Below are 17419 nucleotides of genomic sequence, written 5' to 3'. Positions count from 1 at the left end.
GAAACCATGACCTCACAGGCAACCACCGCAAACCCGATCCAGACCGGCACGGCGGCCCGCACCGGCGTGAAGGCCGGGGCCAACAGCAAGCGCAGCCTCTCCTGGCTGGTGCCGACGCTCTACATCGTCTTCCTGATGCTGCCGATCTACTGGCTCGTCAACATGAGCTTCAAGACGAATGCGGAGATCACCGGCGCCTTCTCGCTCTGGCCGGTCAATCCGACGCTTCGCAACTACACGGTGATCTTCACCGATCCGGCCTGGTATTCCGGCTATATCAACTCGATCATCTACGTGGTGCTAAACACGCTGATCTCGGTGTCCGTGGCGCTGCCGGCGGCCTATGCCTTCTCGCGCTACCGGTTCCTCGGCGACAAGCACCTGTTCTTCTGGCTTCTCACCAACCGTATGGCGCCGCCGGCCGTTTTCGCGCTACCGTTCTTCCAGCTCTATTCGGCCTTCGGCCTGATCGACACGCACATCGCCGTCGCCATCGCCCACTGCCTGTTCAACGTGCCGCTCGCCGTCTGGATCCTTGAAGGCTTCATGTCGGGCGTGCCGAAGGAGATCGACGAGACCGCCTATATCGACGGCTACTCGTTCCCGAAATTCTTCGCCAAGATCTTCGTGCCGCTGATCGCGTCCGGCATCGGCGTCGCTGCCTTCTTCTGCTTCATGTTCTCCTGGGTCGAACTCCTGATCGCCCGCACGCTGACGACGACTGACGCCAAGCCGATCGCCGCCACGATGACGCGCACGGTCTCGGCGTCCGGCATGGACTGGGGCGTGCTGGCGGCGGCCGGCGTGCTCACCATCATTCCCGGCGCGCTCGTGATCTATTTCGTCCGCAATTACATCGCCAAGGGCTTTGCCCTTGGCCGGGTCTGAGGGGAGGGGTCTGATGGCCGCTGTCGTAAACCGCAACAATCGCTGGCCCGTGGCGCTCGTCGCCGTGCTCGTCCTCTATATCGTCATCGCCGGCGCGCTGTTCATGGGGCTTCCGGTCAAGGACGGCGAGCGCGACTTCTTTGCGCCGTTGATCACCGGCGGCTGGATGGCCTGGTCGTTTCCGACCGCCATGTTCTTCCTGACGATCTTCACGCTGATCGCGCTGATGGCCGTCTGGGAATATGCCCGCCCCGGCGGCAATCCGCGGGTCGGCATCCTGCGCTTCGAGACGACGCGCGGCGACCGGCTGTTCGTGTCGCTGCTCGGCTCCGCATTCATTCATCTCGCATGGTTGGGCCTCGTCGGCGCCAACCTGTGGTGGGCTCTTGCCTTGTCCGTGGTCTACGCCATCGGCGTGTTCCGCTTCGTCTAGGCAATCGGGAAGGGAGGCCCCGGGGAGAATTATGGGGCCTTCAACGCATGCAATCGCAAAACCCTAAGGGAGGATCAATATGCGAAAGCAACTTCTGACGACGACGGCAGTCATGCTGCTGGCGTTCACCGGCTCCGCATTCGCGGACATGGACGCTGCCAAGAAGTTCCTGGACGCGGAAATCGGCGATTTGTCCTCGCTCGACCGCGCTGGCCAGGAAGCGGAAATGCAGTGGTTCATCGACGCCGCCAAGCCGTTCGCCGGCATGGAAATCAAGGTCGTCTCCGAAACGATCACCACGCATGAATACGAATCGAAGGTCCTTGCGCCGGCCTTCACCGCGATCACCGGCATCAAGATCACCCATGACCTGATCGGCGAGGGCGACGTCGTCGAAAAGCTGCAGACCCAGATGCAGTCGGGCGAAAACGTCTATGACGCTTATGTCAACGACTCCGACCTGATCGGCACGCATTGGCGCTACCAGCAGGCCCGTTCGCTCACCAAGTGGATGGCCAACGAAGGCAAGGACGTCACCAACCCGAACCTCGACCTCAACGACTTCATCGGCCTGAAGTTCACGACGGCTCCGGACGGCGACCTCTACCAGCTGCCCGACCAGCAGTTCGCGAACCTCTACTGGTTCCGGTACGACTGGTTCAACGACGCGAAGAACCAGGCGGACTTCAAGGCGAAATACGGCTACGACCTTGGCGTTCCGGTCAACTGGTCGGCTTACGAGGACATCGCCGAGTTCTTCACCGGCCGCGAGATCGACGGCAAGAAGGTCTATGGCCACATGGACTACGGCAAGAAGGACCCGTCGCTCGGCTGGCGCTTCACCGACGCCTGGCTCTCGATGGCCGGCAACGGCGACAAGGGCCTGCCGAACGGTCTTCCGGTCGACGAATGGGGCATCAAGGTCGACGAGAACTCGCGTCCGGTCGGCTCGTGCGTTGCGCGCGGCGGCGACACCAACGGTCCGGCTTCCGTCTACGCCATCCAGAAGTATCTCGACTGGCTGAAGGCCTATGCACCGGCCTCCGCCCAGGGCATGACCTTCTCGGAATCCGGCCCGGTTCCTTCACAGGGCGAAGTCGCCCAGCAGATGTTCACCTATACGGCGTTCACCGCCGACTTCGTGAAGGACGGCCTGCCGGTCGTGAACGCGGACGGCACGCCGAAGTGGCGTTTCGCTCCGAGCCCGCACGGCGTCTACTGGAAGGACGGCATGAAGCTCGGCTACCAGGACGTGGGTTCCTGGACGCTTCTGAAGTCCACCCCGGACGATCGCGCCAAGGCCGCATGGCTCTATGCGCAGTTCGTCGTCTCCAAGACGGTTGACGTCAAGAAGAGCCATACCGGCCTGACGCTCATCCGCGAATCCTCGATCGCCCACAAGTCGTTCACGGAACGCGCACCGAAGCTCGGTGGTCTGATCGAGTTCTACCGTTCGCCGGCCCGCGTGCAGTGGTCGCCGACCGGTACGAACATCCCGGACTATCCGAAGCTGGCCCAGTTGTGGTGGCAGGCGATCGGCGATGCGTCGTCGGGTGCCAAGACCGCACAGGAAGCGATGGACTCGCTGTGCGCCGAGCAGGAAAAGGTGCTGGAACGCCTCGAGCGCGCCGGCGTCCAGGGCGATATCGGCCCGAAGCTCGCCGAAGAGCACGATCTTGCCTACTGGAACAAGGATGCCGTCGAAAAGGGCAACATTGCTCCGCAGCTCAAGATCGAGAACGAGAAGGAAAAGCCGCTCACCGTCAACTATGACGAACTCGTCAAGAGCTGGCAGAAGTGATGTGATCCGATTGCGGGCGGTTTTTCCGCCCGCACTCATCATCATCCGATCCCCTTTGCCCGCGTGCCGAAAGGTACGCGGCCTTTTCGTTTCAGCCGAGTTTTTTCACCCAGAGCGTATCGATGATCGCCGGGAAAAGGCTTTCCAGCATGTCGGCTTCGTTGCCGCCGCAGTCGTCGATGCGCGCGAGTTTCTTGTCGAGCGTCAGATGGGCAAAACCGTGCGCCGTCGACCAGATGCCGATCAGCATCGCCTCGCCCTCCGCGTCGAGTTCGACGCCCTCAGGCTGCCCGCGGATGGCGAGCACGGTGCTTTCGAGCGCGTCCCAGGCCTGTCCCGTCGCCTGCTCCAGCGAAGGCTGGTCCTTTTGCAGCATGTCGTGGCGGAACATCAGGTGGAAGCGCCCTGGAAAATCGAGCGCAAAGCGGACATAGGCGACGCCCTGCGCTTTGAGGCGGTCGGCGGGCGTGCCGCTTTCTCCCGCGACCATCAGGCGACGGGCGAGTTCCTGGTAGCCGAGGGCTGCGACTTCCGTGAGAAGGCCGGCGGTGCCGCCGAAATGATGCGAGGGCGCGGCGGGCGAGACGCCGGCACGGCGCGCCGTTTCGCGCAACGTGAAGCCTTCGAGGCCGCGTTCGGCGAGCAGTTCGTCGGCGGCGCGGATCAGCGCGTCGCGCAGGTGGCCGTGGTGATAGCCGCGTTCGGTGGTGTTCTTCTCGTTCATTGCAGGTCTCACGCGAATGTGATCTTTACAGTGTAAAGATCATGCTGTAGTGCAATATAAACACTGTTCAGATTCGATGCGAGGTATCATAATGCGTGCAGACGGTGTGGCAACCGCCGCGGGCGGGACAAATGGGGACGCGTGGACGCTTTCGCAGATGCCGGACCAGACGGGCCGGCTCGCCGTCGTCACGGGCGCCAATAGCGGCCTCGGCTTCCACACGGCGCGGGAGCTTGCCCGCAGGGGCGCGCAGGTCATCATGACGGCGCGCGACGAGGGCAGGGGGCAAATGGCGCTGGCGCGCCTCCGCGCCGAGCTTCCCGATGCCGCAATCGAGCTTCGGCGTCTCGATCTCGCGGACCTTGACGACGTCGCGGCCTTTTCCGATGCGCTGCTTGCCGCAGGCCGGCCGCTCGATCTCCTGATCAACAATGCCGGCGTCATGATGCCGCCGCGCGGAGTGACGCGGCAGGGGCACGAGACCCAGTTCGGCGTCAATCATCTCGCCCATTTCGCGCTGACGCTTCGCCTGCTGCCACTTCTTTCCGCCGCGGCGGGAAGCCGCGTCGTCACCGTGAGCTCCGATCTGCATCGCCGCGGCCGCATTCATTTCGAGGACCTGAAGGGCGAAAAAAGCTACAGCCGCATGGGTTTCTATGCGCAATCGAAGTTCGCCAACGTGCTCTTCGCGCTGGAACTGGACCGCCGGCTGAAGGCCGCGCGCCTGCCGGTGATCAGCGTGCTCGCCCATCCCGGTTATGCCGATACCAATCTCCAGACCAGCGCCACCTCCGGCGTGCTGCGGCTCTTCATGCGCATCGGCAACCGTTTCATGGCGCAGACTGCGGAACAGGGCGCGCTCAACCAGCTCTACGCAGCAACCGCAGAGGGCCTGAAAGGCGGCGAATTCATCGGCCCGGACGGTTTTCGCGAAATGCGCGGATCACCGACGCTGGTTCAGCCGCTGGCCGCTGCGACCGACCCAACTCTTGCCGCAAAATTCTGGCGACTGTCCGAAGACCTGACCCTCCTGAAATTCCCCCCGATCGCGGAGCGCATGCAATGACCACAACGACAATGGACGGCTGCCATTTCTTCCGCGAGTGGATCCGCGATCCGCTGCGGGTGGCGTCGATCACGCCCTCCGGCAAGGCGCTGGCGGATCTCATCGTGCGCGAGATCGGGCCTGAGACCGGCCGCGTCATTGAACTCGGGCCGGGCACCGGCGTTTTCACACGCGCCCTGCTGCGGCGTGGGGTCGCGGAAGAGGACATCCTGCTCGTCGAGAAGGGGGCCGAGTTCGCCGCACTGCTCCAGCAGCGTTTCCCGAAGGCAAAGATCGCCTGCATCGATGCGACGGATGTCGCCCGGTCCTGCCCGGAGACTGCGGGTGCCGCCATCAGCGGCCTGCCCTTGCTCTCGATGCGGCCGGAGACGGTGCGGGCGATCCTGGCCGGGACGTTTGAACGGCTTGGCGAGGGAGCGGCGCTCTACCAGTTCACCTATGGCCTGCGCTGCCCGGTGCCGCGCGCCGTACTCGACGGGCTCGGGCTTGCGGCCGTCCGCGTCGGCGGCACGCTGCGCAATGTGCCACCCGCCTTCGTCTACCGCATCAGCCGCAAGGGCTGAGCGTACCGTTTGCCGGATTCCATGCATTGCACACCGCGGGGTCTTCCGCTAAGAGACCCCGCGGTTTCTCCCGCGCGCTCGCGCGTACATATGGAATAGCGGTACACACTCATGGCACGCATCGTGATGAAATTCGGCGGAACGTCCGTCGCTGACCTCGACCGTATCCACAATGTGGCCCGCCATGTGAAACGCGAGGTCGATGCCGGCCATGAGGTCGCCGTCGTCGTTTCCGCCATGTCCGGCAAGACCAACGAGTTGGTTGCCTGGGTGCAGGGCATGCCGAAGGTGACGGGCGCCAACTCGCCCTTCTACGACGCGCGCGAATATGACGCGATCGTCGCTTCCGGCGAACTGGTGACCGCCGGCCTTCTCGCCATCGCGCTTCAGTCGATGGGCATCGACGCCCGCTCCTGGCAGGGCTGGCAGATCCCGATCAAGACCGACAACGCGCATGGCGCCGCCCGCATCCTCGACATCGAGGGCTCGGAAATGATCCGCCGCATGGGCGAGGGCCAGGTGGCCGTCGTCGCCGGCTTCCAGGGCCTCGGCCCGGACAACCGCGTGGCGACGCTCGGCCGCGGCGGTTCGGACACCTCCGCCGTCGCCATCGCCGCGGCCGTCAAGGCGGATCGTTGCGACATCTATACCGACGTCGATGGCGTCTACACGACCGACCCGCGCATCGAGCCGAAGGCGCGCCGCCTGAAGAAGATCGCCTTCGAGGAAATGCTCGAAATGGCATCCCTCGGCGCCAAGGTCCTGCAGGTGCGCTCGGTCGAGCTTGCCATGGTGCACAAGGTGCGCACCTTCGTTCGTTCCTCTTTCGAGGATCCCGATGCGCCGGGCATGGGCGATCTTCTGAACCCGCCCGGTACGCTGATTTGTGATGAGGAAGAGATCGTGGAACAGGAAGTCGTAACCGGCATCGCCTATGCCAAGGATGAAGCGCAGATTTCGCTCCGCCGCGTCGCCGACCGGCCGGGCGTTTCCGCCGCGATCTTCGGCCCGCTCGCCGAATCGCATATCAATGTCGACATGATCGTCCAGAACATTTCCGAGGACGGTTCGAAGACCGACATGACCTTCACCGTGCCTTCGGGCGACATGGAGAAGGCGCTGCGGGTGCTCGAAGGCGCCAAGGAACAGGTCGGTTTCGACGTGATCCAGCACGAAACGGGCCTCGTGAAGGTTTCCGTCATCGGCATTGGCATGCGCAGCCATGCGGGTGTTGCCGCCTCCGCCTTCCGGGCGCTGGCCGACAAGGGCATCAACATCAAGGCGATCACCACCTCCGAGATCAAGATTTCCATTCTTATCGACGGTGCATATGCGGAACTCGCTGTTCGGACTTTGCATTCCGTTTACGGTCTCGATAAGAAGTAAGGACCGGCTGACTCGGCGCCGATCTTCTGATCGCCGGCGTAGCCAAGCGTCGGTGAGGTAACGTCATTTTCAGGAGACGCCACGCGATGAGAGATCTCTCCGCGGGTCCGCGCGTTCTTCTCAAGCGGCTGCGCGAATTGATGGCGGAGCCGCTCGAGCCGCAGGAGCGCCTAGACCAGATCGTGCGCCAGATCGCGCAGAACATGGTCGCGGAGGTGTGTTCCGTTTATGTGCTGCGCTCCGACGGCGTGCTCGAACTCTATGCGACCGAAGGTCTCAATCCCGGTGCCGTGCACCTTGCCCAGCTCAAGATGGGCCAGGGCCTTGTCGGCACGATTGCCGCGTCCGCGCGGCCCCTGAACCTCTCCGACGCGCAATCCCATCCCGCCTTCACATACCTGCCGGAAACGGGCGAGGAGATCTACCACTCCTTCCTCGGCGTTCCTATCTTGCGAACCGGCAGGGCGCTCGGCGTGCTTGTCGTGCAGAACAAGGCGAGCCGCACCTACCGCGAAGACGAGGTGGAGGCGCTCGAAACGACGGCGATGGTGATTGCGGAAATGGTGGCGACCGGGGAGCTGAAGAAGCTCACCAAGCCCGGCCTAGAACTCGACCTCTCCCGCCCCGTCGCGATCGAGGGTTCGAGCTTCGGCGAAGGCATCGGCCTCGGCTATGTCGTGCTGCACGAGCCGCGCATCGTCGTCACCAACCTGTTGAACGAAGATTCCGAGCACGAACTCGGCCGTCTCGCAGAAGCGCTCGGCTCGCTGCGCATCTCGATCGACGACATGCTGTCGCGCCGCGAAGTGTCGATGGAGGGCGAGCACCGCGAGGTGCTGGAAACCTACCGCATGTTCGCGCATGATCGCGGCTGGGTGAGAAAGCTCGAAGAGGCGATCCGCAACGGCCTGACGGCGGAAGCGGCGGTCGAGCGGGTGCAGAGCGAGACCAAGGCGCGCATGATCCGCCTGACGGACCCGTATCTGCGCGAGCGCATGCACGATTTCGACGATCTGGCGAACCGCCTGCTGCGGCAGTTGACGGGCTATGGCGCGAAACTGTCGGCCAGCAGCTTCCCGAACGATGCGATCGTCGTGGCGCGTGCCATGGGTGCCGCCGAACTGCTCGATTATCCGCGCCAGAACGTGCGCGGCCTCGTGCTCGAAGAGGGCGCGGTGACGAGCCATGTGGTGATCGTCGCGCGTGCCATGGGCATTCCGGTGGTTGGCCAGGCGGCGGGTGCGGTGGCGCTTGCGGAAAACGGCGATTCCATCATCGTCGATGGCGAGGATGCGCGGGTGCATCTGCGGCCGCTGGCGGATCTCCAGCGCTCCTACGAGGAGAAGGTCCGCTTCCGGGCCCGCCGGCAGGAACAGTACCGCGCGCTGCGTGCCGTCGAGCCGGTGACCAAGGACGGCCGCCACATCAATCTCCAGATGAATGCCGGCCTGCTGGTCGACCTGCCGCATCTCAACGAATCCGGTGCCTCCGGCATCGGCCTGTTCCGCACCGAACTCCAGTTCATGATCGCCTCGACCATGCCGAAGGCGGAGGAGCAGGAGGCGTTCTATCGCAACGTGCTGAAGCAGGCGGGCGGGCGCCCGGTGACGTTCCGCACGCTCGATATCGGCGGCGACAAGGTCGTGCCCTATTTCCGCGCGGCGGAAGAGGAAAACCCGGCGCTTGGCTGGCGGGCGATCCGCCTGTCGCTCGACCGGCCTGGCCTGCTGCGCACCCAGCTTCGCGCCATGTTGCGGGCCGCGGCGGGTGCGGACCTGCGGATGATGCTGCCGATGGTGACCGAAGTCTCCGAGCTGAAGGAGGTCCGCGACCTTCTCCAGAAGGAGATCCAGCGCCAATCGAAGATCGGCGAGCAGTTGCCGAAGAAGCTTCAATTCGGCGCGATGCTGGAAGTGCCGGCGCTGCTCTGGCAGCTCGACGAGCTGATGGCCGAGGTCGATTTCGTCTCGGTCGGCTCGAACGACCTGTTCCAGTTCGCCATGGCCGTCGACCGTGGCAATGCCCGCGTCTCCGATCGTTTTGACACGCTCGGCCGGCCGTTCCTGCGCATCCTGCGCGATATCGTGCGGGCCGGCGAACGCAACGAGACCTCGGTGACGCTTTGCGGCGAGATGGCGAGCAAGCCGATTTCCGCCATGGCGCTGCTCGGCATCGGTTTCCGCTCCGTCTCGATGTCGCCGGCGGCGATCGGCCCGGTGAAGTCGATGCTGCTTTCGCTCGATGCGGCAAAACTCGAGGCGGTGCTGATGCCGGCACTCGACGATACGAAGCCGACGGCTTCGATCCGCCAGATTCTCACTGACTTTGCGGCCGAAAACGGCGTTCCGCTTTGAAATTGACTGGAGTTTAAACGGTGGCGAAGCTTCCCGTTGAAAAGATGCGTGACCTTGAACGCCGTTTCGGCGAGATCGAGGCACGCATGTCGGCGGGGCCGGATTCGGAGACCTATGTGCGTCTCGCCTCGGAATATTCCGAGCTTCAGCCCGTCGTGACGAAAATCCGCGAATACCAGAAGGTCAATGGCGAGATCGCCGACCTTGAGGTTCTGCTCAACGACAAGGCGACCGACCGGGAGATGCGCGATCTCGCGGAGATGGAGCTGCCGGAGCAGAAGGAGCGGCTCGAAGGCCTCGAAAAGGAGATGCAGATCCTGCTTCTCCCGAAGGACGCGGCCGACGAGAAGAGCGCGATCCTCGAAATCCGCGCCGGTACGGGCGGCTCGGAGGCAGCACTTTTTGCCGGCGACCTGTTTCGCATGTATGAGCGGTATGCCGCCGCCAATGGCTGGAAGGTCGAAGTGCTCTCCTCCAGCGAGGGCGAGGTGGGCGGCTTCAAGGAAATCATCGCGACCATCACCGGGCGCGGCGTGTTCGCCAAGCTGAAGTTCGAATCGGGCGTGCACCGCGTGCAGCGCGTTCCGGAAACGGAGGCGAGCGGGCGCATCCACACCTCGGCGGCGACGGTGGCCGTGCTGCCGGAAGCGGAAGAAATCGACATCGAGGTGCGCCCGGAAGACATCCGCATCGACACGATGCGCTCGTCGGGCGCCGGCGGCCAGCACGTCAACACGACGGACTCGGCGGTGCGCATCACGCATCTTCCGACCGGCCTCGTCGTGACGAGCTCGGAAAAGTCGCAGCACCAGAACCGCGCCAAGGCCATGCAGGTGCTGCGCTCGCGGCTTTACGATATGGAGCGCCAGCGTGCGGACAGCGAACGCTCCGCCGACCGCAGGAGCCAGGTCGGGTCGGGCGACCGGTCCGAGCGCATCCGCACCTACAATTTCCCGCAAGGGCGCGTCACGGACCACCGCATCAACCTGACGCTCTACAAGCTCGACCGCATGATGATCGGCGAAATCGACGAAGTGGTCGATGCGCTGGTCGCCGATTACCAGGCCGGACAGCTGGCACAGCTCGGCGAACAGGGCCGATGAGCGGCGCCACGCTCGCCGAGGCGCTGGCCACGGCGCGGCGCCGGCTTTCGGAGGCGGGCCTTGCGGATGGGGCGCTCGATGCGCGGCTGCTGATCGCCGGCCTTCTCGACCTGTCGCCCACCGCCTTTGTCACCGATGGCGCACGCGCGCTCGACGGTGCACAGCAGGAGGCCATCGATCGGGCGCTGGCGCGGCGCGTGGCGCGCGAGCCGGTGCACCGCATCCTCGGCCGCCGGGCCTTTTCGCGGCTCGATCTCGCGCTCTCGCCGGAAACGCTGGAGCCGCGGCCGGATACCGAAGTGCTCGTCGACACGCTGGTGCCCCATGCGACGCGCATGGTTGCCGAGACCGGCGGCTGTCGCATCCTGGATCTGGGCACGGGAACGGGGGCGATCTGCCTTGCGCTGCTCGATCTCGTTGCAGGCGCCACGGGTGTCGGAACCGATCTTTCGCCCGGCGCCCTTGAAACGGCGCGACGCAATGCCGACATCAATGGGGTCGCAGACCGCTTCGAGGCGGTCGAGAGCGACTGGTTTGCAGCCGTGACCGGGGCGTTCGACATCATTGTGTCAAATCCGCCCTATATCGTCCGTTCCGTGATCGGAACGCTGGACGACGAGGTCCGGCTCTACGATCCGATCCTGGCGCTGGATGGCGGAGACGACGGGCTTGATGCCTACCGCACGATTGCAGCCGGGGCGGGCGATCATCTTCGGGACAACGGCCTGGTGGCTTACGAAATCGGTTACGACCAGAAGGATCAGGTCACCGCGATCATGCGCGAAAACGGTTTTGCGCGGATCGATGCGGTCAGGGATTTCGGCGGCAACGACCGCGTTCTCCTCTTCACGAAAGCGGCGGTTGTTTAAATCTTGTTGCGCAAGCGCAGCAATTTCCGCAACCGCAAAGAAAAGGCTTGGAATCGTAGAGGAAGCGGGCTAGGTTGCGGGCACGCACTGGGCAAGAGGTCATGGCACAGAGATTCGTTCCTGCATGATCCGATCGCGAGGGTTGCTCTCTCCGAAGAGTTGCTAGGGTTGAAGACTGCCCCGTGCGGGTACCTGTTAATTTGACGTCTTACAGCGACAGGACCACCGACCGGCGTGGTTTGCCCGCGGGTAAGGATGCTTGATCTGGCGTGTCCCGATCAGGCGTCAGACACATGATCATCAAGACACGATACGTTAGGTGAGTGACATATGAGGCCAGGACAGCAAAACAAGCGCGGCCGCGGGCGTAACAACAACAATAACAATAATAACAACAGCAATAACAACAATAACAACAACAACCACCGCAAGGGTGGCAATCCCCTGACGAGGACCTACGACAGTTCGGGTCCGGACGTGAAGATCAGGGGCACGGCCCAGCATATCGCTGAAAAATACTCGGCGCTGGCCCGCGATGCCCATAGCTCCGGTGACCGCGTCATGGCGGAAAACTACCTTCAGCATGCCGAGCACTACAATCGCATCATTGCCGCCGCTCAGGCGCAGATGCAGGACCGCTTCCCGCGGGATGAGCGCCCGGACAATGCCGATCGGAACGATTTCAACGACCGGGACGGCTACGACCGCGATCAGGACGAAGTCGATTCGACGGCCGTCGACGAGCCGGCACACGTTGCCGCAGCACCGGCCCCCGCCCCCGTGGTGGTGGTTCCGGTCGAGCAGCCCGTCATCGACGGTTCCGGCCCGCAGCCGGTGATCGAAGGCACGCCGGCTGAAGTCTCGCTCGAAGAGGAAGCCGCCGCCCCCGCCGGTCGTGCTCCGGCACGCCGCCGCAGCGCACCGCGCCCGCGCCGTCCGCGCCGTGGCGAAGCCGGAGCCGCCGGCGACGAAGCACAGCCTGCCGGCGAAGACGCTCCGGCGCTCGAAGCCTCGGAATAACGGCATCTGCCCAGCATCAAAGAACCCGGCCTCGCGCCGGGTTCTTGCGTTTTGCAAGGTCGCCCTGGAAAAATCTCGGTCCGGGCCTTCGGCGCTCCCTTTAATTCCCAAAATGCCTCCACCATATTCCCCTCAGGCGGTTGACCCGGCGCAAGGCCGGAGCACCGCACGCATGAAAGGTTCGCCTTGATGGGAGCCTTATCCTAATCGTCGACCGGTGCCTTGAAGGGCCGGCCGAGTACTGGAGGCAGATGATGAATATTGAAAAATACTCCGAACGCGTCCGCGGATTCCTGCAATCCGCCCAGACGAAGGCGCTGGCCGACGGCCATCCGCAGTTCACCGCAGAGCACGTCTTGAAAGTGCTGCTCGATGACGAGCAGGGCATGGCCGCCTCGCTCATCGAACGGGCCGGTGGCAGCGCGCGCGACGCGCGGACCGCCAATGACGCCGCCCTCGCCAAGCAGCCGAAAACCACCGGCGGCAATGGCCAGGTCTACCTTTCGCAGCCGCTCGCCAAGGTCTTCTCGACCGCCGAAGACGCCGCCAAGAAGGCCGGCGACAGCTTCGTCACCGTCGAGCGCCTGCTGCTGGCGCTGGCAATCGAAAAATCAGCGGCGACTGCAGAAATCCTGGCGAAGGCCGGCGTGACGCCGACCAAGCTCAACCAGGTGATCAACGACATCCGCAAGGGCCGCACCGCCGACACGGCGAGCGCCGAGCAGGGTTTCGATTCGCTCAAGAAATTCGCCCGTGACCTGACGGCCGATGCGCGCGAAGGCCGCCTCGACCCGGTGATCGGCCGCGACGACGAAATCCGCCGCACGATTCAGGTGCTCTCGCGCCGCACGAAGAACAACCCGGTCCTCATCGGCGAACCCGGCGTCGGCAAGACGGCGATCGCCGAAGGCCTCGCGCTGCGCATCGTCAACGGCGACGTGCCGGAGAGCCTGAAAGAGAAGAAGCTGATGGCGCTCGATATGGGCGCGCTGATCGCCGGTGCGAAATATCGCGGTGAATTCGAGGAACGCCTGAAGGCCGTGCTTGCCGAAGTGCAGGCGGAAGATGGCGAAATCATTCTGTTCATCGACGAAATGCACACGCTGGTCGGTGCCGGCAAGGCGGAAGGGGCGATGGACGCCTCCAACCTGCTGAAGCCCGCGCTCGCCCGTGGCGAATTGCACTGCGTCGGCGCCACCACGCTTGATGAATACCGCAAGCATGTCGAGAAGGACGCTGCCCTTGCCCGCCGGTTCCAGCCCGTCATGGTGGACGAACCGACCGTCGAGGACACGATCTCGATCCTGCGCGGCCTGAAGGAGAAGTACGAGCAGCACCACAAGGTCCGCATCGCCGATGCCGCGCTTGTTGCCGCCGCAACGCTCTCCAACCGCTACATCTCGGATCGCTTCCTGCCGGACAAGGCGATCGACCTGATGGACGAAGCCGCCTCGCGGCTGCGCATGCAGGTCGATTCCAAGCCGGAAGAGCTCGACGAACTCGATCGCCGCATCATCCAGCTGAAGATCGAGCGCGAGGCCCTGAAGAAGGAAACCGACCGCTCGTCGCAGGACCGGCTTGAAAAGCTCGAACTCGACCTCACCGCGCTCGAAGAGCAGGCCGACGCGCTGACTGCACGCTGGCAGGCGGAAAAGTCGAAGCTCGGCCGCGCCGCCGACCTGAAGGGTCAGCTTGACGAGTTGCGCAACGAACTGGCCATTGCCCAGCGCAAGGGCGAGTTCCAGCGCGCCGGCGAGCTTGCCTATGGCATCATTCCGAAGCTCGAAAAGGAGCTGGAAGACGCCGAAGGCCGCGATGCCGGCGATGTCGATCCGATGGTGCAGGAGGTCGTGACCGCCGACAACATCGCCCATATCGTCTCCCGCTGGACCGGCATTCCGGTCGACAAGATGCTGGAAGGCGAGCGCGACAAGCTGCTGCGCATGGAAGATGATCTGGCCAAGTGGGTCGTCGGGCAGGGTGATGCCGTGCAGGCGGTTTCCCGCGCGGTGCGCCGTGCGCGCGCCGGGCTTCAGGACCCGAACCGGCCGATCGGCTCGTTCATTTTCCTGGGACCGACCGGCGTCGGCAAGACGGAGCTCACCAAGGCGCTCGCCCGCTTCCTCTTCGACGACGAGACGGCGATCCAGCGCATGGACATGTCGGAATATATGGAGAAACACTCCGTGGCCCGGCTGATCGGTGCGCCTCCCGGCTATGTCGGTTATGAGGAAGGCGGTGCCTTGACCGAAGCCGTCCGCCGCCGGCCCTACCAGGTCGTGCTGTTCGACGAAATCGAGAAGGCGCATCCGGATGTCTTCAACGTGCTCCTGCAGGTCCTCGACGACGGCCGCCTGACCGATGGCCAGGGCCGCACCGTCGACTTCCGCAACACGATGATCATCATGACCTCGAACCTTGGCGCCGAATATCTCACCGCGCTCGGCGAGAACGAGGATAGCGATACGGTGCGCGACCAGGTGATGGATGTCGTGAAGATGGCATTCCGGCCGGAGTTCCTGAACCGCGTCGACGAGATCATCCTGTTCCACCGCCTGCGGCGGACGGAAATGGGCGCGATCGTCGCCATCCAGCTGGAGCGCCTGCGCAAGCTGCTGGTCGACCGCAAGATCGTTCTCGATCTGGATGAGGAAGCCGTGCACTGGCTGGCGGAAAAGGGTTACGATCCGGTCTATGGCGCGCGTCCGCTGAAGCGGGCGATCCAGAAGCATCTACAGGATCCGCTGGCGGAGAAGATCCTCTCCGGCGATATCCCGGACGGCGTGACTGTCAAGGTGACCGCCGGTTCCGACCGGCTGCTCTTCTCGCCGCGCGTTGCGACGGTCAGCAAGGCCGCCTGAGGCGGATCATCGATCTTGAAAAAAGAAGCGCGGGTCTCGGCCCGCGCTTTTCTCGTTCAGTGGGTTTCGGCGACTTCCGTCGGGTCGTCGCCACGACCGAGCAGGTCGTCGATGCGTTTGCGCTCCAATTCGAACTGGGCGAGCGCCTTGCCTTCCAGCGATTTGCCGCCGGGCAGGCGGATCTTCAGCGCATCCACCTTGTTGCCGTTGACGATCAGCTCGTAGTGCAGGTGCGGGCCGGTCGAAAGGCCGGTCGTGCCGACGAAGCCGATCACCTGGCCCTGGCGCACTTTCACGCCCGGCTTGATGCCCTTGGCGATCGCGCTCTGGTGATTGTAGGAAGAAACGTAACCGTTGGCATGGCGGATCAGCGTCTGGTTGCCGTAGCCGCCGGAATCCCAGCCGGCCTTTTCGACCACGCCGTTGCCGGCCGCGATGATCGGCGTGCCGCGCGGTGCCGCCCAGTCGACGCCGGTATGCATGCGCGAGAAGCCGAGGATCGGGTGGCGGCGCATGCCGAAGCCGGAGCGGAAGACGCCGTTCGGCACGGGATTGCGCAGCAGGAACTGCCGGATGCTCTTGCCGGCCTCGTCATAGTAGTCGACGGATTCGTCGTCCGGGTTCTGGAAGCGGTAGACGCGGGTTTCCGTGTCGCCGAACTTGGCATCGAGGAAGAGGATTTCCGACTCTTCCGTCGCCGTGCCCTTTTCGTCGGTGACGGAGAAGAAGGCTTCAAGTGAATCCGTCGGCCGAAGCTGCGCCTGGAAATCGACATTGCTGGCGAGGATGCGGATGACTTCCGTCGTCATGTCCTTGCCCATGCCGTAGGAGAGGGCGGCGCGGTAGATGCCGTCATAGACGCGTGGCAGGTCGCGCCCGGCAATGATCGCCGGCCGGCCGTCATCGTCGAAGGCGGTCGCCACCGCATCGAGCACCGGCGGTTCGGCGCCGCTGACGAAACGGCCGCTGTCGTCCAGCGCCGCCGTCGTCACATGGCGGCCGCGCGAATAGACGCTGGCGCGTACGATGCTCGCTTCCTTGCCCTTCTGCGAAATGCAGATGCGCAGCACGTCACCCTCGGCAAGCTCGCGGCTGCCGAGCTGGCTTTCGAGATAGGCGGAAAGATCGTCGCCCTGCGCCTTGGTATACCCGGCCGCCGTCATGATCTGGTCGATTTCGGCCGTGCGGCGCACGGGGATGACGTCGTCGGCATATTCGGTATCGTCGGGGGTCAGCGTATCGAAGTTCGAAACGCTCATGTTCTCCTCGACGACGCGGGCGGTCAGCCCCTGCAACAGGTCGAGGTCGGTGCTTTCCGAGGCGAAGCGCTGCGGATCGACATAGGAGAGCGAGGCGACCTGCGAGCTGCCGTCCGTCAGCACCGAACCGTTGGTGCGCACATTCTCCTCGACCTCCTCGATCGACATCTGGTCGGCATAGTCGAGCGCCGAGCCGCCGGTCGGGAAGGCATCGGTCTGCAAGGCCACTTCGGATTCGACGTCCGAACCATAGATCGTGCCCATGCGCGAGGCAGGCGCGGCATCCCGGCCGTTGGTGGAAAAGATCGCCAGCGGATCGAAGCGCGGATAATCCTCGCTCGTCGCGTGGTTTGCCGCGAGCGCCATCTTCACATGCGCGAAGGGCTGGCGGCGCACGACTTCCTTTTCGCCGTCATGGATCATGGTGGAGATTTCCATGATCTTCTTGTCGGCGGGTTTGGCGACGATCGCCGTCTCTATGACGCGTTCGCCGCGTTTTGCCGTTTCGCCGGTCTTGCTTGTCTGGTTCGGTGTGCCGAGGGCCGCGAAGGCTTCGGCGGGAATAGCGAGCTGCTGGCGGCCGTCCAGGGCGGCAAAGAGAGCAACACCCATAAGGATGGAAGAGGTGATGCCGGTCAGGAAGGTGCCGGAGAGCCAGCGTAGGGAAATTTCGCGACGGTCGGGCGCCTTGCGCCCGTCGGCGAGGATCGGCGGTTCGTTGCCGAGAGATCGGATCATGTTCCGGTCAGTGGTCATGCCGATTGCGCTTCGCCCTGTGTCGTTTGTTATGGTTTTCAGCGCGCGACCATGCACGCGGGAGGGCATGCGAGTCAAATCACGCGGGTTCTTAACAATCCTTAAGACGTGCGGATTGTGAAAATCTGAGGGCAGGCGCTGCCGTTTGTGGTTCGGTGAGCGTAAAAGCCCTGAAAATCCGGGGGAAGTGAGAGGGTCGGATGCTTTTCCGAAGAAATTTTCAAAAAAATGTCACATGCCCTGTTGACGTGTTCGTATAGGTGGGCTTATAACCCGCTCATCGAACGAGAGCGGCGGCGCTTCTGGCGGCCGACGAACTCGCTCCAAGGTTTCCTG

General features: G+C 63.9%; 13 protein-coding genes. 11 read left to right on the top strand and 2 right to left on the bottom strand.

What is annotated here, in order from left to right; genetic code table 11:
* Positions 1 to 6 precede the first annotated feature (6 nt).
* The 3 genes from AC1Q6Z_RS33240 to AC1Q6Z_RS33230 all read left to right on the top strand — a co-directional run bounded on the left by AC1Q6Z_RS33240 (position 7) and on the right by AC1Q6Z_RS33230 (position 3122).
* A complete protein-coding gene (locus AC1Q6Z_RS33240) occupies positions 7 to 888 on the top strand; it encodes a carbohydrate ABC transporter permease (RefSeq protein WP_439618919.1) in 882 nt (293 codons plus the stop codon).
* 13 nt (positions 889 to 901) lie between these two features.
* Entirely contained in the window at positions 902 to 1321 is a 420-nt protein-coding gene (locus AC1Q6Z_RS33235) for a DUF2160 domain-containing protein (RefSeq protein ID WP_256121282.1), read from the top strand.
* A 79-nt stretch (positions 1322 to 1400) separates the two neighbouring features.
* A complete protein-coding gene (locus AC1Q6Z_RS33230; RefSeq protein ID WP_256121281.1) occupies positions 1401 to 3122 on the top strand; it encodes an ABC transporter substrate-binding protein in 1722 nt (573 codons plus the stop codon).
* A gap of 91 nt (positions 3123 to 3213) precedes the next feature.
* On the opposite strand, the gene AC1Q6Z_RS33225 is transcribed toward AC1Q6Z_RS33230, so the two are convergent.
* Positions 3214 to 3846 (bottom strand): TetR/AcrR family transcriptional regulator, encoded by a 633-nt coding sequence (locus tag AC1Q6Z_RS33225; RefSeq protein WP_492650483.1) that lies wholly within the window; start codon positions 3844 to 3846, stop codon positions 3214 to 3216.
* Positions 3847 to 4003: 157 nt separating this feature from the next.
* Here AC1Q6Z_RS33225 and AC1Q6Z_RS33220 point away from each other — a divergent pair, with 157 nt between their 5' ends.
* The 8 genes from AC1Q6Z_RS33220 (at position 4004) to clpB (ending at position 15068) form a co-directional block, all read left to right on the top strand.
* Complete coding sequence (locus tag AC1Q6Z_RS33220; RefSeq protein WP_492650482.1) at positions 4004 to 4912, top strand: oxidoreductase; 909 nt, start codon at positions 4004 to 4006, stop codon at positions 4910 to 4912.
* The gene (locus AC1Q6Z_RS33215; RefSeq protein WP_439618923.1) at positions 4909 to 5475 is read left to right on the top strand and encodes a class I SAM-dependent methyltransferase; all 567 of its coding nucleotides are present in this window, start codon (positions 4909 to 4911) and stop codon (positions 5473 to 5475) included. Before AC1Q6Z_RS33220 ends, AC1Q6Z_RS33215 begins: the two co-directional genes overlap by 4 nt.
* Positions 5476 to 5586: 111 nt before the next feature.
* The gene (locus tag AC1Q6Z_RS33210; RefSeq protein ID WP_256121277.1) at positions 5587 to 6861 is read left to right on the top strand and encodes an aspartate kinase; all 1275 of its coding nucleotides are present in this window, start codon (positions 5587 to 5589) and stop codon (positions 6859 to 6861) included.
* 86 nt (positions 6862 to 6947) lie between these two features.
* Complete coding sequence (gene ptsP / locus AC1Q6Z_RS33205; protein WP_256121276.1) at positions 6948 to 9215, top strand: phosphoenolpyruvate--protein phosphotransferase; 2268 nt, start codon at positions 6948 to 6950, stop codon at positions 9213 to 9215.
* 20 nt (positions 9216 to 9235) lie between these two features.
* Positions 9236 to 10318, top strand: coding sequence for a peptide chain release factor 1 (gene prfA / locus AC1Q6Z_RS33200; protein WP_492650481.1), 1083 nt, complete (start codon positions 9236 to 9238; stop codon positions 10316 to 10318).
* Positions 10315 to 11187, top strand: coding sequence for a peptide chain release factor N(5)-glutamine methyltransferase (gene prmC / locus AC1Q6Z_RS33195; RefSeq protein WP_492650480.1), 873 nt, complete (start codon positions 10315 to 10317; stop codon positions 11185 to 11187). Before prfA ends, prmC begins: the two co-directional genes overlap by 4 nt.
* Positions 11188 to 11517: 330 nt before the next feature.
* Positions 11518 to 12207 carry a DUF4167 domain-containing protein gene (locus AC1Q6Z_RS33190; protein ID WP_435269166.1) on the top strand — a complete coding sequence of 230 codons (690 nt, stop codon included), beginning with the start codon at positions 11518 to 11520 and terminating at the stop codon, positions 12205 to 12207.
* Positions 12208 to 12461: 254 nt separating this feature from the next.
* Positions 12462 to 15068, top strand: coding sequence for an ATP-dependent chaperone ClpB (gene clpB, locus AC1Q6Z_RS33185; protein WP_256121272.1), 2607 nt, complete (start codon positions 12462 to 12464; stop codon positions 15066 to 15068).
* Between the two features lie 56 nt (positions 15069 to 15124).
* Here clpB and AC1Q6Z_RS33180 read toward each other — a convergent pair whose 3' ends face one another.
* Positions 15125 to 17083, bottom strand: a complete 1959-nt coding sequence (locus tag AC1Q6Z_RS33180; protein ID WP_256121271.1) for a M23 family metallopeptidase — start codon at positions 17081 to 17083, stop codon at positions 15125 to 15127.
* Between the last annotated feature and the right edge of the window lie 336 nt (positions 17084 to 17419).

The sequence above is a fragment of the Shinella sp. GW835-FHT14H05 genome (genome assembly GCF_058793575.1).
This window is presented reverse-complemented; position numbering and strand designations above follow the sequence as displayed.